The organism is Mycobacterium sp. H4Y, from assembly GCF_000364405.1.
In the GTDB taxonomy this organism is placed as follows: domain Bacteria; phylum Actinomycetota; class Actinomycetes; order Mycobacteriales; family Mycobacteriaceae; genus Mycobacterium; species Mycobacterium intracellulare.
Window position 1 is genome coordinate 1 of sequence record NZ_AKIG01000004.1, and the last position, 24,702, is coordinate 24,702.

Annotated in this window: 25 protein-coding genes and 1 pseudogene; 16 read left to right on the forward strand and 10 right to left on the reverse strand. The window is 65.3% G+C overall.

All coding sequences use genetic code 11. The features are described from left to right. Positions 1-229: 229 nt before the first annotated feature. The 3 genes from W7U_RS24905 to W7U_RS24910 all read left to right on the forward strand — a co-directional run bounded on the left by W7U_RS24905 (position 230) and on the right by W7U_RS24910 (position 2,619). On the forward strand, positions 230-1,366 hold the full coding sequence (locus W7U_RS24905) for an FAD/NAD(P)-binding oxidoreductase (RefSeq protein ID WP_008263994.1): 1,137 nt from the start codon (positions 230-232) through the stop codon (positions 1,364-1,366). A gap of 239 nt (positions 1,367-1,605) precedes the next feature. Continuing rightward, a complete protein-coding gene (locus tag W7U_RS25925; protein WP_008263995.1) occupies positions 1,606-1,821 on the forward strand; it encodes a hypothetical protein in 216 nt (71 codons plus the stop codon). 237 nt (positions 1,822-2,058) lie between these two features. After that, positions 2,059-2,619, forward strand: coding sequence for a recombinase family protein (locus tag W7U_RS24910; RefSeq protein ID WP_033721546.1), 561 nt, complete (start codon positions 2,059-2,061; stop codon positions 2,617-2,619). A gap of 300 nt (positions 2,620-2,919) precedes the next feature. Here the strand turns inward: W7U_RS24910 and W7U_RS24915 are convergent, their stop codons facing one another. The 5 genes and pseudogenes from W7U_RS24915 to W7U_RS24935 all read right to left on the reverse strand — a co-directional run bounded on the left by W7U_RS24915 (position 2,920) and on the right by W7U_RS24935 (position 7,891). Beyond that, entirely contained in the window at positions 2,920-3,180 is a 261-nt protein-coding gene (locus tag W7U_RS24915; protein ID WP_008263999.1) for a hypothetical protein, read from the reverse strand. A 252-nt stretch (positions 3,181-3,432) separates the two neighbouring features. Further along, on the reverse strand, positions 3,433-4,629 hold the full coding sequence (locus W7U_RS24920; RefSeq protein WP_008264000.1) for a PPE family protein: 1,197 nt from the start codon (positions 4,627-4,629) through the stop codon (positions 3,433-3,435). A 372-nt stretch (positions 4,630-5,001) separates the two neighbouring features. Beyond that, positions 5,002-6,261: pseudogene (locus W7U_RS24925) on the reverse strand (MFS transporter); the annotation flags it as partial. Next, positions 6,258-7,406: a PLP-dependent cysteine synthase family protein gene (locus W7U_RS24930; RefSeq protein ID WP_008264002.1), complete on the reverse strand. Its 1,149-nt coding sequence runs from the start codon at positions 7,404-7,406 to the stop codon at positions 6,258-6,260. The pseudogene W7U_RS24925 and the gene W7U_RS24930, both read right to left, overlap by 4 nt. Before the next feature lie 107 nt (positions 7,407-7,513). Further along, entirely contained in the window at positions 7,514-7,891 is a 378-nt protein-coding gene (locus W7U_RS24935; protein WP_308010635.1) for a hypothetical protein, read from the reverse strand. Positions 7,892-8,337: 446 nt separating this feature from the next. Between W7U_RS24935 and W7U_RS26355 the strand changes: the two genes are divergently transcribed. Genes W7U_RS26355 through W7U_RS24950 form a run of 3 tightly spaced genes read left to right on the forward strand, consistent with a single transcriptional unit; the run spans position 8,338 to position 10,318 of the window. Further along, positions 8,338-9,222 carry a hypothetical protein gene (locus tag W7U_RS26355; protein WP_131820927.1) on the forward strand — a complete coding sequence of 295 codons (885 nt, stop codon included), beginning with the start codon at positions 8,338-8,340 and terminating at the stop codon, positions 9,220-9,222. Between the two features lie 42 nt (positions 9,223-9,264). After that, the gene (locus W7U_RS24945) at positions 9,265-9,573 is read left to right on the forward strand and encodes a zf-TFIIB domain-containing protein (protein WP_008264005.1); all 309 of its coding nucleotides are present in this window, start codon (positions 9,265-9,267) and stop codon (positions 9,571-9,573) included. A gap of 49 nt (positions 9,574-9,622) precedes the next feature. Then, positions 9,623-10,318 (forward strand): DUF1275 family protein, encoded by a 696-nt coding sequence (locus W7U_RS24950; RefSeq protein WP_008264006.1) that lies wholly within the window; start codon positions 9,623-9,625, stop codon positions 10,316-10,318. A 165-nt stretch (positions 10,319-10,483) separates the two neighbouring features. Here W7U_RS24950 and W7U_RS25935 read toward each other — a convergent pair whose 3' ends face one another. Continuing rightward, the gene (locus W7U_RS25935) at positions 10,484-10,816 is read right to left on the reverse strand and encodes a four-helix bundle copper-binding protein (protein WP_008264007.1); all 333 of its coding nucleotides are present in this window, start codon (positions 10,814-10,816) and stop codon (positions 10,484-10,486) included. A gap of 299 nt (positions 10,817-11,115) precedes the next feature. Between W7U_RS25935 and W7U_RS24955 the strand changes: the two genes are divergently transcribed. The 6 genes from W7U_RS24955 (at position 11,116) to W7U_RS24980 (ending at position 15,301) form a co-directional block, all read left to right on the forward strand. Then, a complete protein-coding gene (locus W7U_RS24955) occupies positions 11,116-11,667 on the forward strand; it encodes a hypothetical protein (RefSeq protein WP_008264008.1) in 552 nt (183 codons plus the stop codon). 260 nt (positions 11,668-11,927) lie between these two features. Further along, positions 11,928-12,710 carry a ParA family protein gene (locus W7U_RS24960; protein ID WP_008264009.1) on the forward strand — a complete coding sequence of 261 codons (783 nt, stop codon included), beginning with the start codon at positions 11,928-11,930 and terminating at the stop codon, positions 12,708-12,710. Beyond that, positions 12,707-12,982: a hypothetical protein gene (locus tag W7U_RS24965; protein WP_008264010.1), complete on the forward strand. Its 276-nt coding sequence runs from the start codon at positions 12,707-12,709 to the stop codon at positions 12,980-12,982. Before W7U_RS24960 ends, W7U_RS24965 begins: the two co-directional genes overlap by 4 nt. Positions 12,983-13,021: 39 nt before the next feature. Continuing rightward, on the forward strand, positions 13,022-13,207 hold the full coding sequence (locus W7U_RS24970; protein WP_008264011.1) for a hypothetical protein: 186 nt from the start codon (positions 13,022-13,024) through the stop codon (positions 13,205-13,207). A gap of 457 nt (positions 13,208-13,664) precedes the next feature. Then, on the forward strand, positions 13,665-13,865 hold the full coding sequence (locus W7U_RS24975) for a hypothetical protein (protein ID WP_008264012.1): 201 nt from the start codon (positions 13,665-13,667) through the stop codon (positions 13,863-13,865). Positions 13,866-14,119: 254 nt separating this feature from the next. Continuing rightward, positions 14,120-15,301: a helix-turn-helix domain-containing protein gene (locus tag W7U_RS24980; protein WP_131820928.1), complete on the forward strand. Its 1,182-nt coding sequence runs from the start codon at positions 14,120-14,122 to the stop codon at positions 15,299-15,301. Between the two features lie 26 nt (positions 15,302-15,327). Here W7U_RS24980 and W7U_RS26590 read toward each other — a convergent pair whose 3' ends face one another. Next, positions 15,328-15,492, reverse strand: a complete 165-nt coding sequence (locus W7U_RS26590; protein WP_155267665.1) for a hypothetical protein — start codon at positions 15,490-15,492, stop codon at positions 15,328-15,330. 153 nt (positions 15,493-15,645) lie between these two features. Beyond that, positions 15,646-15,921 (reverse strand): antitoxin VbhA family protein, encoded by a 276-nt coding sequence (locus tag W7U_RS24985; RefSeq protein WP_008264015.1) that lies wholly within the window; start codon positions 15,919-15,921, stop codon positions 15,646-15,648. A 237-nt stretch (positions 15,922-16,158) separates the two neighbouring features. Between W7U_RS24985 and mobF the strand changes: the two genes are divergently transcribed. Continuing rightward, positions 16,159-18,987 (forward strand): MobF family relaxase, encoded by a 2,829-nt coding sequence (gene mobF / locus W7U_RS24990; protein WP_008264024.1) that lies wholly within the window; start codon positions 16,159-16,161, stop codon positions 18,985-18,987. A gap of 6 nt (positions 18,988-18,993) precedes the next feature. Here the strand turns inward: mobF and W7U_RS24995 are convergent, their stop codons facing one another. Together W7U_RS24995 and W7U_RS25000 are read right to left on the reverse strand one after the other, a co-directional pair. Beyond that, a complete protein-coding gene (locus tag W7U_RS24995) occupies positions 18,994-21,894 on the reverse strand; it encodes an MMPL family transporter (RefSeq protein ID WP_008264026.1) in 2,901 nt (966 codons plus the stop codon). Beyond that, a complete protein-coding gene (locus W7U_RS25000; RefSeq protein WP_008264029.1) occupies positions 21,891-22,319 on the reverse strand; it encodes an MmpS family transport accessory protein in 429 nt (142 codons plus the stop codon). The genes W7U_RS24995 and W7U_RS25000 overlap by 4 nt, the downstream gene beginning before the upstream one ends. Positions 22,320-22,553: 234 nt before the next feature. Between W7U_RS25000 and W7U_RS25005 the strand changes: the two genes are divergently transcribed. From W7U_RS25005 to W7U_RS25940, 3 genes are all read left to right on the forward strand, one after another. Then, positions 22,554-22,874 (forward strand): metal-sensitive transcriptional regulator, encoded by a 321-nt coding sequence (locus W7U_RS25005; RefSeq protein ID WP_008264031.1) that lies wholly within the window; start codon positions 22,554-22,556, stop codon positions 22,872-22,874. A 314-nt stretch (positions 22,875-23,188) separates the two neighbouring features. Beyond that, positions 23,189-24,373: an FAD/NAD(P)-binding oxidoreductase gene (locus W7U_RS25010; RefSeq protein WP_008264032.1), complete on the forward strand. Its 1,185-nt coding sequence runs from the start codon at positions 23,189-23,191 to the stop codon at positions 24,371-24,373. Between the two features lie 28 nt (positions 24,374-24,401). Beyond that, a partial coding sequence (locus W7U_RS25940) for a DUF2892 domain-containing protein (protein ID WP_347230987.1) occupies positions 24,402-24,702 on the forward strand: 301 nt, incomplete at its 3' end.

Genomic DNA, 24,702 nt, shown 5'->3' on the forward strand with positions numbered 1-24,702 from the left:
CCAGCTCATGAAAGGCACTGCTATCGAATTGTCGCGATCGCGGTTGTCGCTGGACACCCTCGATACTTGTGGTACCCGCACTCGCCTATGGTGCCCGGGTCGTGGTTTCGTCAAGCTCGTCTGCGGCGCAAGTACAGCGAGCGGCTTTGTTTGTTTCGAATCTCGGTGGCAATACTGAGCGACAGGAATGGGGGCCTGTCGGCGCGAGCCGGCCCCGGAAGGGAAGCTGATGACGTTGCACGTGCTGGTTCTGGGGGCCGGGTTCGGTGGTCTTGAGCTTGCCACGCGGCTATCGGAGTTGCTTGCCGATCAGGTGCGGGTGACGCTGATCGATCGCAACGATTCTTTCTTTTTCGGTTTCTCCAAACTTGACGTGCTGTTTGGTAAACGCACGCCCGACGACGTGCGCCTGCCGTATGCGGCGCTGACCAGACCCGGCGTCGACTTCCACCAAGAAGAGATCACCGCGATCGACCCGGAAAACCGCCACGTGCGTACCCGATCCGGTTCCTATCAAGCCGATGTTCTGGTCGTGGCGCTCGGCGCGGAGTACGACACACAGGCCACCCCTGGTTTCACCAAGGACGGCTTCGAGTACTACACATTGGGCGGGGCGGAACGTCTGCGCGACGCGCTGCCGGCGTTCCCGGGCGGCAAAATCGTCATCAGCGTGCTCGGCGAGCCGTACAAGTGCCCACCGGCGCCGTTCGAGGCGGCGTTTCTGCTTGAGGACTACTTCACCGGCCGAGGACTGCGCGACCAGGTCTCGATAACCGTGACGGGCTACATGGGCGCCCCGGTGCCCGTCGCCAAGGAGGTATCCGAGCCACTTCAGCAGCACCTGACCGCGCGTGGCATCACCTTCATGGGAAACCGGACGGTGAGCCGGCTGGACCCCGAACGCAAGTTCGCCGAGTTCGCCGAGGGCGAAGGAGTTCCATACGACCTTTTCATCGGCATCCCCGTGCATCGGGTGCCGGCGGTCATCGCCGATTCGGGGCTGGCGCCCGACGGATGGATTCCGGTGGAAAAAACCAACCTGGCTACCCGGTTTCCCGGCGTGTACGCAATCGGTGACGTGGCGGCCGCCTATACCGCCAAGGCGGGCCTATTCGCCGAGCGTGCCGCGCAGTTCGTCGCCGATGACATCATCGCAAACCTGCGGGGCACACCGGCGCCGCCTCCCTATGACGGGGCGGGCGACTGCTACATGGAGTTCGGGCGCGGTGAGGTCGGCAAGGTGCAGGTCAACTTCCTCAGCGGACCAAAACCGACAGGCTCACTAATCGGCCCGTCTGCCGAAATAGCTGACGAGAAAGCCGAATTCGCCCGAAGCCGCAAGGAGCGCTGGTTCGGCGATGGCTGAGGTCCGACCCCGCACACCGCTCACCCGTCGCTAGCATTGTCTCGTTTGAGCCGAGACCGATCGGCTCCTGTCTCACTTTGGTGCGCAGACGGGCGGTCTGAGACAGTGGCGCCGGTAACATGGGATCCCAGCAGGAATTCCGCCAAGGCGATGGAGCCCGCGGAGAGACGGAGATTGACCCTTTTACGTCTCAGCCGACGAGATATTCACCCGTACCCCACCTTTCGTGAGGAATAGGTATGAGCAACGAACTATTTTCAGGCTTCAGTGAAGCCGGGTGGGACGAGGCACCCTGGGACGCCGAACCGACATTCACTCCTGACGAGTTGCAGATCCTGCTTAACCCAGCGTTATCGGCGGCTGAGGCCGCCGATCGCCTTGGGTGCGTCGAACACGACGTTCTCCGGTTTGCGTCGAAGGGCCTGAAAGCATTCCGCTCGTCGATGGTTTCCTGAACGACTCCGATCTGCGGGCTTGGGTTGCGGCGAGTGCGCGTCGATGAGGAGCCCCCCGCCCGGCCATCAAAGCAACCCTGATCGTTGGTGTCTCGAATCTAGAGAAACGGTATAGGCCAAGCTGGAGTCATTCCAGAAAAGTTTGTGCAGCTCGCAACACCGCGCGGCGTCTCGTTTCTTGTCTCGGACCGGCGTGTCTCGGATCTGTTGTGCCACACGGCGTGAGACGGTGTGCCGGTGAGCGCAATCCTGGGCTATGCACGGGTCAGCACCGTCGGCCAGGACCTCGACGCGCAGCTGGCCGAGCTCACCGCCGCTGGTGTCGAGCCGGGACGGGTCTTCACCGACAAATTGTCCGGGTCGGCCAAGACAGCCCGGCACGGATTGGCGGCGATGCTGGACTATGCCCGCGCCGGCGACACCGTCGTCGTGTGTGCCATCGACCGGCTTGGCCGCTCGGTCGCCGAAGTCACCCGCACCATCGTCGAACTCAGTGAGCGGCGAATCGTGTTGCGCGCCTTACGCGAAGGCATCGATACCGCTACCCCGACTGGACGGGCCGTGGCCGCGATCATGGCCACCCTTGCCGAGCTCGAACTCGAGCTCGGCCGCGAACGACGCGCAGCATCACGCGAATCCCGCCGCACCCGGCAGTTGCCGGCCACCAAACCGCCCAAACTCGCCGCCGATCGCCAAGAACAGCTCCGCCGGCTCGCCGCCACCGGTGAGCCGGTCAGAGAACTGGCCGCGGCCTTCGGGATTGGGCGAGCGACGGCGTATCGATATCTGAGCCGTTAATTGGGCCTCGACTACGCGGAGTCCGCAGCATCGCGCCGCCGGTTAAGTTAGGCGGCGATCATTGGCCCCCAAGTGGTTTCAGGTTTTTGGGCTGCTGGAGGCCAGGGGTGCAGAGGTTGCGTACGGAGGAAACGGTCGTCGGACGCCGAATGCTTGATGGCATCATCGGCGATCTCGATTAGATCGCCTGTAACGCGTGGAATCCAGTGATGGCGCGCCGGAGGGTTGAACGCCAGCTCCATGCCGTCTTCGAAGTGTTACCTCGCCGATTGCTGTGACGAGCACCCGCGCTTACGCGGGTTAAATCTTGTCGATTAGCGTCCGCAGCCGCTGCTCTTCAGGGCTGCCAGCGTATTGGTCTAGCCAGGTGTTGAGCATGTTCAGGAGCGCGGCGGGCAGCGGCAAGCGGTTTTCTACCACGACGGCCAGGATGCGTTCGATCGCAAGATGGTTTTCGCCGCAGCCTAATTCGACGTAAACCATGGTGCGCTCGTCTCCGGTAAGGCAGGGGTCTGCCGCATCGGCAAGTAGCCAGGCCACCTTTGAGTCGCAGTTCATCATTAACCAGTTCCTAATCGTTGCGGAGGGAAGCTGCTGATCCAGATCCGACTATGTGGTTGGCGGCCGTCGTAGATGAGAAGCTGAAACCAAACACTGAGCACGCCCGCGTGGTTGGCTGATAAGTTGTGCCGGCGCCGGCGACAGGAGACGGCGGCACGAGCATGGGGGTGTGCCCGATTTTCGCTGCCGGGGCACGGTGCCTTCAAGAGCCCTGCTGTTATGAGTTGCTTTGGGGCGCAATAGCATTCTTGGTTATCCGCCGGCTGGTGAGTGTGGGATGATTGTGGGGCGGGGGTTGAATCGGGCTGGGTTGGCTGGTGAATTGCTTTCATTGCGTCCGGTCGACGGCGTCGCTAGCGGCGCGCCGTACTTGCCGGCTGGTGTACCCGCTGTGGCCGGGGCGGGGGCGTTCGTGCTGCTGATGGGGAGTGGCGAGGCGAGCGGGCTGATTGTTGGGGCGGCCCGGGTGGCCCAGCTGGGGGGCACGGACAGTGTTCCGATGGTGCCGGATCGCCCGCTGGCAGCCGACATTGTGGTATCCGCCCCGCCCGACGAGCTGGGGCTTAGCAGGCCGGTCGACTTCGCGGACCCCAGTGCGTTCGTGGCGGAACCGAGCCCGCCGGGCAGGGCTGAGCTCGGCGATGTAGCTGCGCTGCCGGCTGTCGTGGCCGGGAACAACGATTTTATTTGGTTGACGTTGGACAGGCCCGCACTGGTGATCCATCCGAGTGAACTCATCGACGACATAACCGTGTTGAGTGAGCTCAGCGAGGACAGCGGCGGGGTGGACGGGGTGGGTGAGGCGAGGCTTTGCAGGGTTTGGGGTAACGCGGTGGTCAGCTGGGACAGCGTGGCCTGGGTGTTGCCGGCGGTGGTGGCGGCGGCTTGCCCGACGGCGGCGGCTTGGCCGGCCGGCCCGGCGGGGTTGGTTGTCGGTTGAGGTGAGGTGAAGGGGGTCAGCGTGGCCGCGGCTGCCGAGCTGGCGGCGTAGCCGTACATGGCGGCAGCATCCTGGGCCCACATTTCGGCGTATTGGGCTTCGGTGGCCGCGATCGCCGGGGTGTTTTGGCCCAGCACGTTGGTGGCGATCAGCGTCATCAGCAGGCTGCGGTTGGCGGCGATCACCGGTGGGGGCACCGTCATCGCGAACGCGCTCTGGTAGGCCAGCGCGGCCGCCCGGGCTTGGTTGGCGGTTTGTAGGGCCTGGCCGGCGGTGGTGGTCAGCCACGCCACATAGGGCACGGCCGCGGCCGCCATCGCCGCCGACGACGGGCCCAGCCATGGCCCGCTGGTCAGACCTGATACCACCGAGGAGTAGGAGGTCGCCGCCGTATACAGTTCGTCGGCCAGTCCGTCCCAGGTCGCTGCGGCGGCCAGCATCGGCCCCGAGCCAGGACCGGCGTACATCCGGGCCGAGTTGATCTCCGGCGGTAGAGCCGCGAAATCCATGTCTTGCGCCTTCGCTTGCTCAAGCTATGGTCGCCATGTTGGGGGCTTCGGCGGCCGCAGACGAACCCGCACCGAGGCGCTGAGGCGGCTTGCCAACTGGGTGTCATGCGCTGCGGTCTGGCGCTGATGGGGTGACAACGCTGGGCGTGTGCGGCCATAGTGTCTGGCCGCGAGGGCTGTCCCCGCACCGGCAGCGGTGCAAATCGCTGGCCTGGGTGCGACGGTCGCGGTTGCTTTATCTGCGGTCACCACAGAGCCGATAGCGCGCGGGTCGTTTGCCGTGGTGCTCAACACCGCGGGTGAGGTAGAGACAAACGGCGTGGCTTTGTTTTGGGTGCGCCGGGCTGGACTTGTCCTGTCGGATAAGCGCCGGATCTGCGCGCCGGACACCGCGGGTGACGCGGGGCGTAGGCGGCGTGCGGGGTCGAGGCGGTGCAGCGCGAGTGCGGCGGAGGCGCCGATGAGGACTAACCCGCCCCACACCAGTGCGCCGGCGCCCAGCCGGTGGGCGGCGCCGAAGGCGGCTCCGGTGGCCAGGTTGCCGATGAGGATTCCGGCCCCGACGATGGTGTTGTAGAACCCGTAGTGGGTGCCCACCAGCCGGTTGCCGGCCAGGCTGACCACGGTGTCCATCTCGAAGGGAAATATTGCGGCCGAGCCGATCGCGAGCAAGGCCGCCGAGATGAGGAGTGCGCCCACCGCGGCCGGTGTGCCGAAGCGCTGACCGTCGGGGATGACAAGCAGCGGCACGAACGAGGCCGCCAGGATGGCCAGGCCGATGACCAGGCTGCGTCTGGTGCCCCACCGGCTGGCGAACCATCCGGTGATGCGTAGTTGTCCGGCGACTGCGATCAGGCCGGAAACGGCGAATAACGCTGCAACGAACCATGTTTGATATCGCGGGGTGAGCATCGCCGCTTGTAGCGGCAGCGCCAGGTAGACCTGGAAGGTCAGCACGTAGGCGCCGATCATCGCTGCGGCGAAGAGCAGGAATGGCCGGTTGGCCAGGACGACTCGCCAGTCCTGCAGGAACGACGCCTGCTGTGGCGCCGGGTCGACACCGCGTTGGGGCAGCGCCAGCAGCTGCGCCACGGTGAGTACGGCGAACACGGCCGCCGCGGCCGCCGCGGTGACCCGAAAGTCGACGGCTAGCAGGGTCAGTCCGACCAGCGGGCCCAACAGGATTCCGGCTTGGTAGAAGATGTTGAACATGGCGAAGGCCTCCACGCGGCGATCACCGGCATCAGCGGCCAGATAGGCCCGCACCGCCGGGTTGAACAAGGCGCCGGCGAAACCGGTGGCGGCCGCGGCGATCAGCACGGCCGGCAACGACTGGGCCACCACCAGCAGCGCGAACCCGCCGGTGCGCAGCAGACACCCGGCCACGATCAGCGGCTTGTTGCCCAGCCGGTCGGCCAGCGTGCCGCCCACGATGAACATGCCCTGCTGGGAGAAATTCCGCACACCCAGCACCAACCCGACCGCCCAGGCGGCCAGCCCGAGCGGGCCAGCCAGGTACCCGGCCAGATACGGCATCAGCATGTAAAAGCCCATGTTGATGCCGAACTGGTTGATCATCAGTACCCGGCTGGGCCCGTCGAACCCCCGCAACCGTGTCAGGAAGTCGTTCATGCTGCTGCGGCCTGTACGGGGTTGGTGATGTTGGTGGTGCGGGTCCACGAAGTCACCACGTGCCGGCTGGGGTCGGTGATGACCGCGGGCTCGGCGACGGGTTGCCAGTCCAGCAGCTGGTGCTCGCGGCAGTACTCGTCGTTGTAGATGGTGTCGAAGTAGCGTTGCGGCCCGTCGGGAAACACCGCGGCAATCCGAGTGTCGTGGGGCAAGGTGCGCGCGGCCCAACCGGCCACCAGCGCCACTGCGCCCACGCTCCAGCCGCCGCTGGCGAAATTGCTGGCCGCCAGGGTGCGCGCGGCCCAGACAGCTTCGGCGGGGGCCACCCAGTGCACCTCGTTGAAGGCGTCGTAGTCGATGTTGCGCGGATAAATGCTGGAGCCCAGCCCGCGCATGAGTCGGCTGGCGACGGGTTGACCGAATATGGTCGAGCCGATGGTGTCGACCCCGATCAGTTTCATGTCGGGGTTGAATTGGCGCAGCACCCGCGCCACGCCGGCGGAGTGTCCGCCGGTGCCCACCGAGCAGACCAGCACGTCGACGTTGCCGAGTTGGTCGAGCAGCTCTAAGGCCAGGGATTGGTAGCCGGTGATGTTATCGGGGTTGCTGTACTGGTCGGGGCACCAGGCGCCCGGGTGAGCGGCCAGCAGCTGGGCGACCCGGTCTTTGCGGGCCTGTTGCCAGCCGCCCACTGGGTGCGGCTCGGTGACCAGCTCGACATCGGCGCCGTAGGCGGCCAGCATGTGGCGCACGATCGGCTCCATGCCGGTGTCGGTGACCACGGTGACCGGATGCCCATAGGCTTGGCCAGCCAACGCCAGCCCCAACCCCAGGCTGCCGCTGGTGGATTCCACGATGCGCGCTCCGGGCGCTAATTCGCCGCGGGCGCGGGCCTGTTCGATCATGTGCATGGCCGGGCGGTCTTTCATACTGCCCCCGGGATTGAATCCCTCCAACTTGGCCCAAAACCCCCGCCCGGCCGGGGCCAACGGCGCCTCAATGCGCAGCACCGGGGTATGGCCCACCATCGCGCCGGGACGCCCATAGGTACCCGGGGCAGCGCGGCCGCAGTCCCGCGGCTCATGCACCTTCAGCGCCGAAAGGGGCTGAACATAGGTGTTGTCGAACGATAGAACTTCAGTCATTTGAATCGTCGCTTCCTGCGAACACCGCGCACCACAGCGCGGCACGTGACATGGGTCAGCGATCACCAGCCGTCGGCGCTAAGGCGCAACGACCTGACGCTGACCCGTCAGCGACGAGACAAACAGAACCGGGTCAAACGATCTTGACCGGTGACAACAGCGGCGGACCCAGCCGGCGGGCCCCGCCCGGCCGGCACCCCACGCAAGGTCAGCCATCCCGCGACGGCAGCCGCCGCCACCACCACAACACCTAAGGCAGCCGCCGCGGCGGCCGACTGCGGTAACACCGCGGTCATGAACTGCTCAGGGTGTGGCGTCGATGAACCGTTGTCCAAATGCGGATAATCCGCGTTAACCGCGAACCCACCATCCAAGGAACTCACCAACGCATGCGCCGCCGGCTGGGACACCGCCGACTGCGAACCCCCCACAACGTTATGGGCGCCGATGACCAGCAGCCAGCCCGCCATCCACAGCGCAGCCACGACCGCCACCACAGCCGGCAGCCGCGACCTACCACTAGCGCCTTCAAACCTCATGACAGCCCGACCCCACCAGCACTGAAAGCCAGAAAACCCGAGGCTGAACCCGTAGGTGCCGACTCGTAGCCACCCCGCCGCGGCGCGTTAACCCGCAGCACGCCACGACCACTGGCGAGCAGCGGCGCATCGAAGTCTCGAACGGACACAGGCAAGAGCATACCCCCCAGCGGTATCTTCATGCAGCTGCCTGGCATCGAAAATTATCTGCGTCCCAAGTCGTTTCCGTGGAGGGTGGTTGTCCGGCTCGGGCGTGCACCACTTCCTTACTGCGCGCGGCCGGCCCTGGCCCGGGCGGGCGTCTGAGCGGCTGTCCACGCTGTCCCCCCTCGACGAAGGCCAGTGGCGGTCAGCCATGCGATAGTTTTCTTCAGCGCCGGTAGCGTGGTGCTGTGACACGTCCGCGGCGATCGCTGTTCGCACGTATTGCCACCGTGATGCGCCGCGAAGTTCCTGTTGAGCGGGTCCGGTCATGGTTGCAAGCTGGGCAAGGGGCCTACCAGGACGTCCTTACCGCCGACCAGGTACGTACCGAGCTCGTCGGGGCCGGGATCGGCCCATCGAGGATGTCGCCGGCAGAAAGCAGCCAGCTGCTGTGCGCATGGGTGGCCTATGCTTTGCAGTCACTCGCAGATGAGTTCGTCGCCGCCGAGGAGTCGACTGGACCGCCGCCGGCGCCTGGTTTTGTGAGTCAGATCACCAGTGAGCAAATCCGGGTGCTCGCCGCGGACGTTCCAGGCTGGATCGCCAGGACTCGTCGAGCCGCCACAGACCCCGGATACGATGTGGCCGCTGAGATACCACTCCCAGCAGCACTTCCGCCCTGGGTCCGCGCCGAGCCGTGCCCCTTTTCGCATCTCGTCGCGATGAGAAGAGCCGCTGCCATTATGTTCGAGCGCCTTGAGTTGGCGATGGCCGATTTCGAGCGCACGGCAGCCGACGACGCTGGCGGTGCCCCGCACCAACTGCGGGGTCTGCTCGTCGAAGTGCAGACCGTGTTGGGCGCGGTGCCCGACCAACCGTTGTTGGAGCATCGTCTGGCTCGCGAGCACGAATCGATCGAGGCGACGCTTCGAGACGTCGTCGGCCGATGCTTTTCCCTGGGCCAGATGTTGTCTCGGCCCCGGCTGTTACGCGGGCCGAGCCGACCGCCCAATTGGTCACCACCACCGCAGCAAAGCCCGGATTGGACCGCCGCTGCGCCCGACCGGCCCCCACCGGATCAGTGGTATGGCTACGGCCCCACGCATCATGGCCCGCACAGCGGGCACCATTGACCGGCGGCTGCTATTTTCCGTGGAAGTGAGGAAACCTAACTCATGAGCGACACCACGATGATCTGCCCGCGGTGCGGTGCGGATATGGAAAGCTACGCCAGGGCCGGCGTCGAAATCAACCGATGCACCGGCTGTCGCGGGGTATTCCTTGATCGCGGCAACCTGGAACAGCTCATCGACGCTGAAACCGCCTACTACCAGCAGCAAGCACCCCCCGCACCGCCGCCACCGCGCTACCAGCCCGGCTACGGACAGCAAGCTTACAACCCCCCACCTTCGCGCCCCTACTACGGCGATCACGACGAGCACCACGGCGGGCACCACGGCGGGTATCACGGTTGGCGCCACTAGCGACCCGCCCCAGTTACCGGACAGGACGAGACGAATGCCTACCCTGCCCATGCCCAGAACCGCGGCTCCGTCGGTGTTGCTGCTGGCCTACAGCGCGGCGCTGGCCGGCGTCGCCGGGTTCATCAACTCGGTGGCCCTGTTGGTATGGGCGTTCCCGGTCGGTAATCTCACCGCCTTGACCACCAAGGCGGGCATGCACAGCACCTATCCGCTTCTTTATCAAGGCCGCATGATCGCCGCAATCGTGGCCGCTTTTTTCGTCGGGGCCGCCGCCGCGGGCGCGGTGCTGGCTGCTACGCGGACCGTGACCGGCCCGCGCCATGCCACGGTCTTGCTGGCTGAGGCCGCGCTGCTCGTCGCCGCAGCTGGCATCGAGCACCCGATCACCAGGGCAGCGCTGGCCGCGGGCGCCTGCGGACTGCAAAACGGGATGACCTCCAACTTTCCCGGGATGCCGATTCGCACCACACACTTCACCGGCACCATCACCGACCTCGGGCTGCTTTTGGGCCGCAGGTCTCGCCACGGGGTGGATAAATGGAAGGCCACCGTCCTGACCACGACGGTGATGCTATTTGTCGCTGGCGCTGCAGCGGGGGTGCTGCTGGGAAACCGGATCGGCGACCACGCGCTGATACCCCCCGCCGTCGCCTGCCTGGTTCTAGCCGCAGCCATCGTGCTGCACCACCGGCGCAGCCCCCATCCCCCTGCGGTGACCGCCGTTAACGAAGCTGCGCACCGATAATCCCCAAGGCCTGGCCCGCCTTCGGCGCCGCGAATCCACGGCCAGCGTCCGGCTGCCCCTGGTCAAACCCCTACTGTCACGGCGGAGGCCATGTTGGAGGTCACGGCGGCGGTCATTAACTAACTAAATTGAGCGCCGGGCCAGTGATGCCGCAGCAGGCGGCGCTCAGCTAGCCATTGACCGGCACTCTTCTGCGCAGCGCCGGCACGCCTGGGCGCATTCGCGGCAATGCTGATTGTCGTGCTTTTCGCATTCGGCCGCGCACGCCTCGCACACCTCGGCGCACAACTTGCACAGCTGCGCGGACCACCGCGATCCGCGCGATAGCAGGCTCACGCATGCCGCGCAGATCGTCGCGCAATCCAGACACAACCGCGTGCATTCGGCCATGTGTGCGTCCTCAGCACAGGCGTAGGCGCACGATTCGCAGGCCTGCTGGCATTCGGTACAGGCGTCCACACAGGCCTGATTTTTCGTCGGTACTGCCGCTGCTGCCATGACACACCCTCTCTTGTCGGAACCTTGTCGAAACCCCTAATGCCCGCCGTCGCGGCCCGTCAAACAGCATCGAGGACGGTTATCCCGCGGGCAAGAATGATGAAACGTTTGGTGGAGGAATGGCCCGCGCAGCGCACCGGCTCTGCCGTTAATTGCTTTGTGGCGCAATAGCATCCGCGGTTATCCGCCCGGCTGGTGAACATGGAACCAATTGTGAGCCCTGACCGGGCCAGGAGCCCTGGCGTGACCGTCAACCCTTCGGTTAACGGTCACTCTGGTCCCCTGACTAGGCTTTTCGCGTGCTGACAGCCTGGGCCGATGAGAGCGGGTCGCGGCCAGACCTGGACCCAGGCGCTTACCTGCTCACCGCCGCGCTGTGTGACGACGCCGACGTCGATGAAATACGCAAAACGCTGCAAAGCCTACGAATCGGCGAGGCGAAACTCCACTGGCACGGCAGCAGCGACCAGCGCCGCGCCGAACTGGTGGCTGCCGTCGCCCAGCTCCCAGTCACCGGATTCGTTGTCGTCCATGTCGACAAAGACGCAGACGACCGGCGGCACCGGCGAAAATGCATGGAGTTCCTGCTCCCACACCTGGCCCACATGCCCTGCTCCACCATCACCTTCGAATCCCGCGGACGACTCGATGACAGCGACCTGGCCACGATGCAGCTGCTGCGTTCACGACGCGTCATTGAATCCACACTGCGGATCGAGCACGCGATCGGCCGAGGCGAGCCCGCCCTGTGGGCCGCAGACATCGTGTGTGGCGCTGTAGTGCAAGCCAGGATCGGCAACCACGCCTACCTCGACGTTCTTGGCGCCGCAGTCGAATTACACACGATCTGACGGCAAAAAAACCGCGAGCCACAGGCCTCGTCGTCCGGCGAGTAATCCTGTGGCTCACTTCCAAACCCACCGCGATGGGCTGGCTACAAAGCAAGTGTAAGTGCTCAACGCACCCACACGCAACGCAGCTCGCGCACGACGCCCAAACACCCTGCACAGCGTGGTGCAGCACAACTAAGGTAGCCATGCTAGCCTAGCTAGGTGAGCAAAGCTAGCATGCCTAGCTACTCTAACTAATCCTTTAGGGGAAGGTCAACGTTATGCAGGCAAATCGGCATGCGCTCGCCAACCAGAAAGGCGGCGTCGGCAAAACAGCCACAACCCTCGGCCTAGCCAGCGCCATCAGCCACCGCGGCGGCAAAGCGCTCATCGTCGATATGGACCCGCAGGCCAATGCGACCGAAGGACTTGGCGTCTACACCACCGAGGACCAGCTCACCACCGCCGATCTAATGGACCGCACCCAACCCGGGTCTGCCATCGACGCCGTGATCGCCACAGACTGGGACGGCATCGACCTCATCCCTGCACATCTGGACCTGTCCAACGCCGAATCCAGCGGAGCCTCCGACCTCGTTTTCCGCCTCGACGTCGCCTTCGAAGGCCTCGACCTATCCCCCTACGACGCCGTGTTTTTCGACTGCCCACCCAGCCTCGGCAAGCTCCTGTTCGCGGTCCTGCTTGCCGTCGACGACGTCTACGCCATTACCGAACCCACCAAAGACTCCGTCAAGGGCGTCGCCAGGCTCGAAACCACCGTCCAGAAGGTCAAACTCCGCCCCAACCCCCGCCTTGAGTTCGCCAAAATCATCATTTCCCGACGCCAAAACAAAGGCGAACACATCGACCGCGAACGCGAGCTCCGCGCTGCCTACGGCGACCTCGTAGCCCACACCATCGTCCCCGACCTTGGCGCCCGCCAGGACGCCCACAGCGCCGAAGTGCCGATCCACAAATACCGCGGCGGCAAATCGCTCAGCCTACAAGTCGCCTACGACGACCTCCTCAACGAACTCGGCATCGTCATCGGAGCACCGGCATGACCACCCGCAAACCCGCCATCACCCGCACCACCGGACACCCAGCCGACACCATCCCCGACCGCCCGCACACCGAACCGCCGAAACCATCGGCCCGCGGCGCGGGCCCGGAACGGCTCACCGAACAGCACAACGTACGTATCCGCCCCTCCGTCAAAGACCGCCTGGGCAAAGCCGTCGACAAACTGCGCTACGAAACCGGCGACAGATCCATCAGCATCGCCTCCATCACCGACCACGCCATTGACGACTACCTGCGACAACGCGGCTGCTAGCGCAGCTAGGCGTGCTACCTATGCCGAAGGAAACGACCCATGAATGACCACGAGCCGGCCTCGACGATGTCCGCCGCGGAACACTGGCAAGCATGGCTTGACCGATACGGCGACGACTACACAAGCGATGAAGAGCGCCGCGCCGCCTACCGCGACTTCAAAGCCAACCTCGCCCGTCTGACCGAAATGTTCTCAGCCGGCGACGACGATGACGGCACTCCGTAAACCGCACCACTAGCTTAGCTAGCACAGCTAGCCGCGCTAGCTAGTAACGTCGGCAGCCCCTCTCCCGGCGGCCCCATTGTGCGGGACCGCCCTATGGCGTCAAGGGCGGCCTCCGGCCGTCGCCTACGGGCGATCCCAACCCCTTGACTCCTTCGGGCTTATCCCTTGAAAATGAGGCCTCTAGCCGGGGGAGGGGGCATTAGCCTCATCGCCGCCAAAAGGCGACGGGCCGAGACTGCCCTTAGCGAATCCAACAGCGACGAACTACGCCGGCACGTACTCGACTATCTCGCTGGCGAGCCACCAGAATCGCCGACAAACTGAGCGCAAGCCGAGCTTTTGGCAGCGCTGCGACCGACGTCTGAGACCCCTTCCGCGTTCAGCTTCATCACGAAAACATCACGGGCCGACGGCGTGTCTGCGGCGCATAACAGTTACGGCGGGGCAGGCTCCTGGTATGGCTCAACCGCACAAGGGCGACCGGGTCCTGATCGGTGTTCGCCCAACCCTGCCTGTCTACGACGAAGTCCGACGACGCGCGGCCGCGCTGGGCATGAGCATGTCGCAGTACGCGGCCGACGTGCTCGCACAGCACGTGGGCCGTCCTGATCTGGTCCGCGAACTAAACGACAGAGAGGTGCTGCCGCTGGCGATGTAACACGAGCCGCCCGGCGTCAAAAAAGTTGCTGTGTCTTGTTGGTCGTGACGCACGGGCAGATGTGACAGCTCAATAAACGGCGAAACCCCCGGCTGCAACCGAGGGTTTCCGCTTCCCCGAAGGGACGTGTCGTGCGTGACTCGTCTCACGGTAGCGCATACTCGTCTGCGGTTCTAGACGGCGCGCGCCGTGACTTTTCCGAAATTGCTTGCCCGCCGTACCGCGGGTGTACTTCGCTGCGGCCTCGTCGTGGTGTGGTGTGTACGCGGCCGTGGGCGGCGCGGTTGGCGGCCGCCGATCATGAGCGGCGCCGACAGCAAGAGCCGGCGGCTGCTGCTGTGGCGGCGATCGTGCTCGAGCTCGGTGAGGCCCCGTATGCCGGTGTGCCGTGTTGGAGTGGCCGGCTTGAGCGGTGGGCTACGTGGACGGTTCCGGTGGCCTATGACTGCCGCTACGCCACCCAGGTGTGCCCGCTGATGCCGGGCAACCCGATTAGCCGCCGAGCGCTGTTGGCGGTGGCGCAGGCGCGCGCCCGCTATGCCGATCACGCCACCGGGCGCAACTGCCGGCCCACCAACGAGCGCCTGGCCGCCGACACCGGGTACTCGGTGCGCACCATCCAGCGCGCCGACACCGTGCTGCGGTTGTTGGGGGTGGCTACTGAGGTGCTGCGCGGGCGGCAGCGCACCCGGGTGGAGCGCCTGGCGTCGTGGCGGGTGGGGGATCGCGGCCGCGGCTGGGCGTCGGTGTGGGCGCTGCACGACCACCGGCAGCTCGCCCGTCTTGTGCAGCGGCTGTCACCCCACCCGCGTAGCGGTCCCGTTAGGGAACAATCCTCCGGTCCAGAAGTGGTTACTACCCGATCCGGCAGCCCCGCGGGCCGCCGGCAACGCGGCGCTACGCGCCGCCGGGCACCAGACGCCGGGGGGGCGGGCCTGGCGCGGGCCTGGCGCGCCGATCCACACGCCCCACTGTGGGCGTGCCGACACACCGCGACCGCCTGGGCGGCGCTGTTGGCCGGGCCCGCTGGGTATGGCTGGAGCCCGCGGGATCTCAATCAGCTCATCACCGACTGGGCCGCGGTGACCGGTCGGCGCATCCCCGATCACCCGCACAAGCCGATCGGGCTGTTGGGCGCCATGCTGGCCTGGCATGGCCGCGACAATTTGGCTGAGCGCCCGGCCGCCCTCGACGAAGCACGCGAGGCCGCCGAGCTCGCCGCACATCACGCGCACCTAGCCGCGCAGCGCGCCGCACACGCTGAGCATCAACGCGCCCGCGAAGCCGGCCGGCGCGCCCTGCACAGCGTTGGACATGCCGCGGCGCGCGCGGCCGCGGCCGAGGCAGCGCGACGCGCCGCGCACAAACGCACCCACGCCGTCGCCGAGGATGCCGCGCACGTGGCGGCCGCCGTCGCCGCGGCCCGCACGCAGTGACGCGGGGCCGGGCCCGGGCCGCTGCGCTAGCGGTTGCCGATGTCCGGCCAGGCGCGCTGATCGCAGCACGCCACGTCGAGGCGCGGCAGCCGTGCTAGCGGTGTTGCGTACACCAGCCAGTCGAGCACACCCTCACCACCCGGGTGTGCGCGGCGCACCAAATACTCGGTCAAGTTCGCCTCGACACTCAATTGGTTTTGCGTTTCCTTCGCTTTTAGCGCCGCGAGCGGCGTGGTGCTCCCATCATCACCCCGCGCGGGGTGCCCAACCCGGTGTCGCGGTGACGTGTGGGTCGCACCAGTCAGCGCGGCCGCCGCGGCTACTGAAGGGCTTCGGTAGCCGTTCTAACTTTCGTCCGAAAATCGGTTTGTTCGCGGCGCTTGGCCAGTGTCGGTCTTGGCGGTCTGCGTGACGTAGGTGAGGTAGTCGGCCATGCTGATCTTTCCTGCCGCGAACGCCACCAGGCGGCCGATCTGGTCGGCGGTGGGCTGGTGACCTTCCAGGACGCTGTTGGCGATGGCGTTGCGCACGGCGCGCCGGTCGGGCGCCGGTAGGTCGGCGGATAGTTCGTCGACGGTGCGCCACAGCCCAGCCAGCTCGTCACCATCACCTACCGCCATAACCGTCCAGCCAACCCTTCCGCAGGTTTATCCGCCTCACCTTTTGCCAAATCCCCTGCACACCAGGGCTTCCCCTCGGCCCCTACCGCTGGCCCCACCCAGCAACCATTTTCCCAGCCCCGCGTGTCGCTACGGCACATTTGCACAAAGCTGTGCGATGGTGACTGCTGGCACACTCCCGTGTGCCAGCAGCAGCCGCCGGTCCGGACGGCTGGAACCGCGCGGCAGGTGGTGGCTATGTTGACGATCGCGAAGTTGTCGCGCTGGTCGATCAACTACTACAACGACACCGCGCGGGCGGCCGGCCAAGCCGCCAAAGATGCGCAGCGTGCCAACGGTGGGTTGGGTGAGTACTACTCCGAATGCGACACGCGGGCGCCGGTGTGGGTGTGCGTCGGCGACGCGCACAAGGCCGCCGCGTTGGTGGGGTTGAGCGATGTGCAGCGGGCCGGTGGGGAGGCTGATCCGGCGGTGGTGGCGCGCTGGCTCGACGACGGTGTAGCGCCCAACGGGGCGTGCGGGCGCGGGTTCGGCCGGCGCGGGGTGCATGGGTTTGATTTGACGTTTTGCGCGCCCAAGAGTGTGTCGTTGGTGCGTGCGCTGCGCGGCGACGAGGTGGCCGACAAAGCCGTCCTGGCCGCGCACACCACCGCCATCGCCGAGGCGATGGAGTACCTCGCCGCCCATGCCGGATACACCCGGGTACATAACCCGGGCACCGGCGAAAAAGACCTCGTTCGGTTGCCGGGGTTGGTGGCGATCGCCTACCAGCACGAGACCAGCCGGGCGGGGGATCCGCACCTACACACCCATGTGATCGTGCCCAACCGGCAAGCCCGTGCCGACGGCAAACTCGTCTCGCTTGATGGCACGTCGCTGTATCACGAAGCCCGCGCGGCGGGCGTGATTTATCAAGCCACCCTGCGGCGCGAACTGCAGCGCGCACTCGGGTTGGAGTGGGCGCCGGTCGACCCGGGAACGGGGATGGCCGAGCTCGCCGGCATCACCGCGGCGAGCATCAGTGCGTGGTCGCAGCGCTCCAGTGCGCTGCGCGAGTGGGCCGCGAACAATTTGGTCGTCGTCGACGGCGCGAAGGTGTCGGCGGCGCAGTTGGCGGCCGCGCAAAAGGCCACCCGGCCGACCAAACCCGAACAACTCGCTTGGCCGCAACTGGCGCAGATGTGGCGCGAGGATGCGCGCGGTTTGCGGCTGGATCGCGCAGCGTTTTTGGAGGCGCGGAAGGCGCGGCGCGCGCAGCGCGCCGCGGCCAAAGCACCGCTGAATCGGCGGCGGCTGTTGGCGGCCGCCGAGGCGATGGACAAGGCGGCATTCACCCGCGCGGATCTGGTGGAGCTGATCGGCGCGCAACTGCCCGTCGACACCGACCGCGGCCCGCGACAGTTGGTGGAGGCCGCCGTCGACGCACTCGGCCTGCGGCTGACCGCACCACGGGCAGCGCATCAGCGCGAAGGCCATGAACGCTTCACCCTGGAAGCATTCCTCAATGAGGAACAAGCCGTCCTGGACCTCGTCGATGCCGCCGATCCGCGCGCGCAACTGTGGGTGCGCGAGCACGACACCACCGGCTTGTCGGCGGATCAGGCCCGCGCCGTCACCAACATCGCCACCACGGCGCAGCTGGTGTGCCCGTTGAGCGCGCCGGCCGGGGCCGGCAAAACCACCTCCATGCGGGCGCTGGCCGCGATGGCGCGGCGGCGGTTTACGGCCCGGGTGATCGTGGTAGCACCCACCGGCAAAGCCGTCGACGTCGCCGTCCGAGAAGGCGCCGGTACCACCGGCTACACCGTCGCCAAAGCCCTCAAATCACTTGCCGACGGCAGCTTGACGTTAGGCCATCTGGACCTGGTGATCGTCGATGAAGCCGGCATGATCGGCACCGACGAGCTGCGCCGGCTGTTGGCCGCGACCACCGCCGCACACACCAAGACCGTGCTCGTCGGCGACGCCCACCAACTGGCGCCCGTCAAAGCCCGTGGGGGCATGTTCGCCCAACTCTGCGCCGATCTGCCCTGGACGCAGAAGCTCTCCGAAGTGTGGCGGATGCGCGACCCCGACGAACGCACTGCCTCCCTCGCGGTCCGGGATGGTGGGCCGGCCCCGGTGCGCCGCGCCGTCGACTGGTACCGGGCCCATGACCGGCTGCACACCGGGGATCCGATCGCCATGGCCGCCGACGCCCTGCAGGCGTACCGGGCAGATGTCGCCGCGGGCAAAGACGCCCTGCTGATCTGTGACACCAAAGAGATGGCCGATGCGCTCAATCGGCGCATCCACGACCAGACCATCGGCGCCGAGGCGCTCACGGTGACCGCCGGGCGCGGACATCGCATCGCCAAGGGCGATGTGATCATCAGCCGGCGCAACGACCCGGACATTGCGGTGTTCGATGCCGCCGACATCAACACCCCCGCAGCCGATCCGGTGCGCAACGGCCAACGCTGGCGCGTCCTGGCCGTCGACCCCGAGCATCAGCGCATCGCCGCGCGGCGCCTCGACGACGGCGCCCGCACCGTGTTCTCCGGCGACTACCTCCACCAGCACATTCACCACGGCTATGCGGTCACCGTGCATTCGGCCCAAGGGGTCACCGCCGACACCACCCATGCCGTGCTCGGCGAAAACACCAGCCGCAACCTGCTTTACGTTGCGGTGACCCGCGGCCGCGACACCAACCATGCGTACTTGTATGAGCGGATCGCCGGCGAAACCGAACACGAACACACCCAGGAGCCCGGTGTGCACGTGGCGCGCCGCGGCACCAGCGCCCAGGCCGCCCAACTCGTCCGCAGCATCATCGGCACCCGCGACGAGCGGGCCCGCACCGCCCACGACATCGCCGCCCAAGCCCAGGACCGCGAGCAGCTGCCCGAACACGTCCAAAGCCTGCTGATCCGGCGCGCCAACGCCCTACAGGGGCGACGGGCCGCCTACCGGCATCGGCATGATCAGCGCGTCGAGCAGGCCCTCGAGCGCGACCGCTGGATCAACCAACACCTCAGCCGTGATCGCCGCGACCAGGGCCTCGATTACGGCCTCGAACTATAGATGCATTCACGCTTTATGGAGCTTGGTGGTTGCCGCATCCGCGTCTTCACCCAGAAGAAGGGAACGAACCAGTCGACGCGGTCCGAAGGGCCGAAGCAGGTAACTGGCCGGGCGGGGCCGCACGCGTTGGGGCCACCAGAACCAGCGCCCGAGCAGCGCCGCGATGGACGGTGTCATCAGTGAGCGGACGATGAGGGTGTCGAACAGCAAGCCGAGGCCGATCGTGCTGCCGGCCTGGCCGATGGAGCGCAGGTCGCTGGCGACCATGGACATCATGGTGAAGGCGAATACCAGGCCCGCGGCGGTGACGACTCCACCGGTGTTGCCCATGGAGCGGATGATGCCGGTCTTTAGTCCCGCGGCTATCTCCCCCTGGAAGCGTGAGACCAGCAGCAGGTTGTAGTCGGAGCCGACGGCTAACAAAATGATCGTTCCGAACACGGGCGCGATCCAGTTCAGGTCCAGGCCGACGACATGTTGCCAGACCAGCACGGAGAGCCCGAAAGCGGCGCCCAGCGACAACAGCACTGTGCCGACGATCGCCATGGAGGCAACGAGAGCTCGGGTGATGATCAGCATGACGACAAAGATCAGCGTCAAGGCCGCCAACCCCACGAGCAGGATGTCGTATTTCGCGCCGGATTGTATGTCGTTGTACATCGCCGCCGTGCCGGTGAGGTAGAACTTGCCGTTGACCAGGGATGTTCCCTTCACAGCATGGTGTGCAGCTTCGAGTTCGGGTTTGACCGCTGAAATGCCTTTGGGTGTTGCCGGATCTTCAGCGTGGGTGATGATGAAGCGCGCGGCCTTGCCGTCCGGCGACAAGAACAATTTCAGACCGCGCTGGAAATCGGGATTATCGAAGGCTTCCGGCGGTAGGTAGAAATAGTCGTCGGCCTTCGAGGCGTCGAACGCCTGGCCCATCGCACTGGCCGTATCGGTCATCCGAGCCATTTGGGTGACGAGCCCGGAGAAGCTGCTATGCATGGTCAGAAGTGTCCTGCGCATCGATTTCGCGACCGCGATGATCGGCGGAAACTGGGCGAGCATTTGCGGCAGCACCGCATCGATGTCGTCCACGTCCTTCAAAAGCGCCTTCATGTTGTCGCTGAATTTGTCGACACCGTCGATCGCCTCGAACACCGATCGCGCCGCCCAGCAGACAGGGATGTCGTAGCAGTGCTGCTCCCAATAGAGATAACCCCGGAATGGCCGGGCAAAATCGTCGAAATCCGCGAGATGGTCCCGCATCTCGTCGAGGGTGGCCTTCATCTCGTTCATGTCACCGACCATGTGATGGGTCGTATTGCTCACCTGGCCTAGCAGGCTATACATGCGCTGCATCGAGGCGATCATGGCTCCGAGGCCGTCGCTCATTTTGAGGATATCGGCCACACGGTCTTTCATGAACTGCAGGTTTTCTTGTATCGGAATGGATTGCATGCTGACCTGGAAAGGTATCGACGTGTGCTCGACCGGGCTTCCCAGCGGTCTGGTGATGCCTTGTACCATAGCGATGCCCGGTAGCCGGAAGATGTCCTTAGCGATCCTGTCCAGAATGATCATGTCACCGGAATTACGCATATCATGATCACCCTCGATCATCAGGATATCCGGGTCCATCCTGGCCGGGATGAAATGGCGCTCGGCGGCGGCATACCCGATTTTCGACGGGAGATTGGCGGGAATGTAGAAGCGGTCGTTATAGCTGAGTTTCATGCTCGGCATGATGAGCATGCCGACGATAGCGATCAGCACCGATGTCACGAAGACCGGTCCGGGCCAGCGGACGGTGGCCGTGCCGATGCGCCGCCAGCCGTGCACCTTGATCGCCCGTTTCGGATCGAGCAGACCGAAGCGGCCGGCCACGGCCACAATGGCCGGCGCCGCGGTCAGCGCGCCCGCGATCACGACCAGCAGCCCCAGCGCAGACGGGATGCCCAGCGCCTTGAAATAGGACAACCGCGCCAGGTGCAGGCAAAACGTTGCCCCGGCAATCGTGAGCCCCGAGCCCAAGATGACGTGATAGGTCCCACGGAACATCGTGTAATAGGCGGTGGCCGGGTCGTCACCGGCTTGGCGCGCCTCCTGGTAACGCCCGATCAGGAATATCGCGTAATCGGTTCCCGCCGCAATGGCCAGCGACGAGAGCATGGCGACGACGAACGTGGAAAACCCCAACAGCTGGTAGTGCCCGAGAACCGCGACAACGCCTCGGGCGGTGCCCATCTCGAAGCCGACCATCACCAGAACAAGAAGCACCGTGCTCACCGAGCGATAGACGATAAAGAGCATGATCATGATGACCACGCCGGTCACACCCATCATCTTGAGCATGCTTTTGTCGGCCGCCTCGTTCATGTCCGTACTGAGCGCTGCCGGACCGGTGACATATGCCTTCAACCCGGGCGGCGGCGCCGACTTCTGCACGATCTGCCGAACCGCGTGGACGGAGTCGTTTTGTAATGTGCTGCCCTGGTTTCCGGCGATGTTGATCTGGACATAGGCGGCTTTGCCGTCCTGGCTTTGAACACCGGCGGCAGTGAGCACGTCGCCCCACACGTTCTGGACATGCTGTACGTGTTCGGTGTCGGCTTCCAGCTTTTTCACCAAGCCGTTGTAATAGCGGTGCGCTTCGTCGCCGAGTTTTTTATCGCTTTCCAGGACCACCATGACGATGCTGTCGGAATTGGACTCCTGGAACGTCTTACCGATTTGCTTTGCGGCGATCACCGAGGGCGCATCTGCTGGTGACGTCGACACCGCGTTGTTTCTTGCGACCGATTCGATCGGCGGCACGAGGACGTTTACCGCGATCGTCAGAAGCAACCAGACGAGAATGATCGGCCACGAAAACCGCTGCACCGCCCGCATGAATCTCGGGCGGGTCGTGTGGTCGGAGTTCATGCCGCCTTCACCAAGCAGAAGGCCTGGGCGTGGTGCCCGCTGGCAGATTGCTGGTCTTTGACCTCACCGTTGACCGTGATGCGACACCCGATCGTGTCGCTGTTGCCCTGTGCCACCAAGTTGGCGATCACCGCCGGTACCGTCGTCGTGACCGTGTAGCTCCACGGCAGGCTGGCGAACTTCGCCTGCTCCGCTTCGGCATTCATGCCCAAATAGCTCACGCTTCCCGCGGTGTCGCTGGGCCCGAAAACCTCATACGTCACCCGCTTGACATGGAACGCCACGATCATTGGGGCGCTGCGGGGCTGCGAAAAGATCTCGTCGGAGCCGAAAAGACCGCGAAGCTGTTCCACGCCCATCCCGCCAAGGGAAACTGCGGCCACCACGACCAGCGGTACCCACGCCCGCTTGAGAAAGACCAACATTCAAACCTTCTTCCCCTCCTGACAGCGTCACTATCAAGCAAAATTGCTGTTCACGCCCGGGCCGCCGCATCGAGCGGCGGGTGTGACTGGCGGGGACGCCGGACACCAGGCCGATATTTGTCACCTGGTCGGCCGCCGCATGATCGCGGCGCCGGTTGAGCAACGGCGCTTTCCCGGCGGCGTCAGCGACCTGCCATGACTTATATACCATAGGGGGTATGGTATAAACGAGTCATGGCAAGCATAGTTCGCGGCGAGACGCCGCAGACGGTCGGTGGGGCCGGCCACAATGCTGACGACATCGTTGCCGTCCTTAACCGATTGCGCCGAGCGCAGGGTCAGCTCGGCGGAGTGATCGCGATGATCGAACAGGGACGCAGCTGCAAAGACGTCGTCACCCAGCTGGCCGCGGTGTCTCGGGCCTTGGATCGCGCCGGCTTCAAAATCATCGCCACCGGTCTGCGCGACTGCATGGACCGGCCAGCTGCCGCACCTGGTGACAGGCCGATCACCTCAATCGATGAGCTGGAGAAACTGTTCCTGAGCCTGGCCTGACCCCAAACCGGAGGAGGCGAAAGCACATGACTCACACCCGCGGGGATGACCGACCCGTTGCGAGGTGACGATCTGGTTAGACCCCGTGTGTCCGTTTTCGTGGAACGCCGGCTGGCTGCGGTCGCCGACAAAACCGCAGTGCCCATCGACTGGCAATTGATGAGTTTGGCCGTCCTCAACCAGGACGAGAACTGCCGCCCCGCCAGCAGGCGCCGATGCGCGACACATAACAGATCGGCCGGTTGATGACCGCCATCAATCGCGAACTGCTCCCCCGCAGGAATCTGTTTAGGTAAGGAAAGGGTAGCGAAACCATGCACACGAATAAGAAGCTCGTGATTCTCGGTGCCGGCATCGGCGGACTCAGCGTCATCAAAGAACTCACCGAATCCGGCGTCCCTCTCGATAATCTCGACACCACCGTCGTCGACGAAGACTTCTCCCACTATCTGGGCTTCACCCTGCCATGGGTGATGCGCGGCTGGCGCGACCAGGACAGCGTGTCCATTCGCCCCACCGCCGACGCACTGTCCGGGCTCACGACCATCACCGGCTCAGTCGCCAGCATCGACCCGGTCGAGCGCACCGTGACTCTGGCCGACTCCACCGACATTGCCTTCGACGCATTGGTCATCGCCACCGGCGCCCGCAACGCCGTGGACAACGTGCCGGGATTGGCGGCCGCGGTGGAGGGCGGCACCGCGGTGCACTATTACAGCGCCGACGCCGCCGCCGACGCGCACCGCGCCCTGCACAACTTCACCGGCGGCAAACTGGTGTTCCTGGTGACCTCCCAGCCGTTCCGCTGCCCACCGGCCCCCTACGAAGGAGCCCTGCTGGCCGCAGACCTACTCCGCGAGAACGGTTGCCGCGATGCCACGCAGCTGTCGGTGTATAGCCCGGAAACCCAACCCATGCTCTCGGCGGGTCCCTACGCCGGCCAAGAACTCGTGGCGCTACTGGCCGATAACAACATCGGCTTCTACGGCGAACACAGCGTTATGCAGGTCAACGCCGACACCCGGGTCATCGAGTTCCAGGACGGCACCCTCGTCGAGTTCGACCTGCTGGTGTTCGTCCCCCCGCACGAACCGGCTATTACGCTCGACGGTGCGGGCTGGATCAGTGTCGATGCGACCACCATGCAAACCCAACACCCCGGAATCTTCGCCATCGGAGACACCACCGCGATCACATCGCCATCCGGCCGGCCCCTGCCCAAAGCGGCGATCTTCGCCAAAAACGGGGCCAAAGCAGCCGCCGAAAACGCACTGCACTACCTCAAGATGACCGACCACACCGGCGCTCTGTCGGGCGAAGGGTACTGCTACATCGACGCCGGGGCACACACCTCTGCCCAGGGCAAAGGAGACTTCTTCACCCTACCCCAGCCCGCGATCCACCTCACCGCGCCATCCGAGCAGCTACACCACGACAAGCAACAAGAAGAACACGACTGGCGAGCCCTCTGGGAACACCCCACCTCGGCCACGCGCTAGAACAACTTACAGGAAGGTGTGAGGTCCCATGACGAATAACCAAGGCTCGGCCCCGATTGAGCGAGGAGCGTTTCAGATGCCACGGCCACAAGGGTGGACCCTGGAAAGAACCGTGCACCTCATCGCCGGTTCTGTGGTCCTGGTGACCTTAACCCTTGGCCGCGTGCGTTCAAAGCGATGGAGGATTCTCACTGGTTTTGTGGGAGCTAACCTGCTGCTCGACGCGGCGGTGGGCTGGTGCCCGACGAGCGTTTTGCTACACCGACTGGGCATCCCCACTACGGCCGAGCGTGCACTGCGTTCCAAAGTGGAGGCAGTGCCCGGCCCGG

What these genes read in the sequence shown, in the direction of transcription:
- W7U_RS24905 (WP_008263994.1), top strand. Translation starts at nt 230, where the DNA reads ATGACGTTGCACGTGCTGGTTCTGGGGGCCGGGTTCGGTGGTCTTGAG.
- W7U_RS25925 (WP_008263995.1), top strand. Translation starts at nt 1,606, where the DNA reads ATGAGCAACGAACTATTTTCAGGCTTCAGTGAAGCCGGGTGGGACGAG.
- W7U_RS24915 (WP_008263999.1), bottom strand. Translation starts at nt 3,180, where the DNA reads ATGATGAACTGCGACTCAAAGGTGGCCTGGCTACTTGCCGATGCGGCA.
- W7U_RS24920 (WP_008264000.1), bottom strand. Translation starts at nt 4,629, where the DNA reads ATGGATTTCGCGGCTCTACCGCCGGAGATCAACTCGGCCCGGATGTAC.
- W7U_RS24930 (WP_008264002.1), bottom strand. Translation starts at nt 7,406, where the DNA reads ATGACTGAAGTTCTATCGTTCGACAACACCTATGTTCAGCCCCTTTCG.
- W7U_RS24945 (WP_008264005.1), top strand. Translation starts at nt 9,265, where the DNA reads ATGAGCGACACCACGATGATCTGCCCGCGGTGCGGTGCGGATATGGAA.
- W7U_RS24950 (WP_008264006.1), top strand. Translation starts at nt 9,623, where the DNA reads ATGCCCAGAACCGCGGCTCCGTCGGTGTTGCTGCTGGCCTACAGCGCG.
- W7U_RS25935 (WP_008264007.1), bottom strand. Translation starts at nt 10,816, where the DNA reads ATGGCAGCAGCGGCAGTACCGACGAAAAATCAGGCCTGTGTGGACGCC.
- W7U_RS24960 (WP_008264009.1), top strand. Translation starts at nt 11,928, where the DNA reads ATGCAGGCAAATCGGCATGCGCTCGCCAACCAGAAAGGCGGCGTCGGC.
- W7U_RS24965 (WP_008264010.1), top strand. Translation starts at nt 12,707, where the DNA reads ATGACCACCCGCAAACCCGCCATCACCCGCACCACCGGACACCCAGCC.
- W7U_RS24970 (WP_008264011.1), top strand. Translation starts at nt 13,022, where the DNA reads ATGAATGACCACGAGCCGGCCTCGACGATGTCCGCCGCGGAACACTGG.
- W7U_RS24975 (WP_008264012.1), top strand. Translation starts at nt 13,665, where the DNA reads ATGGCTCAACCGCACAAGGGCGACCGGGTCCTGATCGGTGTTCGCCCA.
- W7U_RS24985 (WP_008264015.1), bottom strand. Translation starts at nt 15,921, where the DNA reads ATGGCGGTAGGTGATGGTGACGAGCTGGCTGGGCTGTGGCGCACCGTC.
- mobF (WP_008264024.1), top strand. Translation starts at nt 16,159, where the DNA reads ATGTTGACGATCGCGAAGTTGTCGCGCTGGTCGATCAACTACTACAAC.
- W7U_RS24995 (WP_008264026.1), bottom strand. Translation starts at nt 21,894, where the DNA reads ATGAACTCCGACCACACGACCCGCCCGAGATTCATGCGGGCGGTGCAG.
- W7U_RS25000 (WP_008264029.1), bottom strand. Translation starts at nt 22,319, where the DNA reads ATGTTGGTCTTTCTCAAGCGGGCGTGGGTACCGCTGGTCGTGGTGGCC.
- W7U_RS25005 (WP_008264031.1), top strand. Translation starts at nt 22,554, where the DNA reads ATGGCAAGCATAGTTCGCGGCGAGACGCCGCAGACGGTCGGTGGGGCC.
- W7U_RS25010 (WP_008264032.1), top strand. Translation starts at nt 23,189, where the DNA reads ATGCACACGAATAAGAAGCTCGTGATTCTCGGTGCCGGCATCGGCGGA.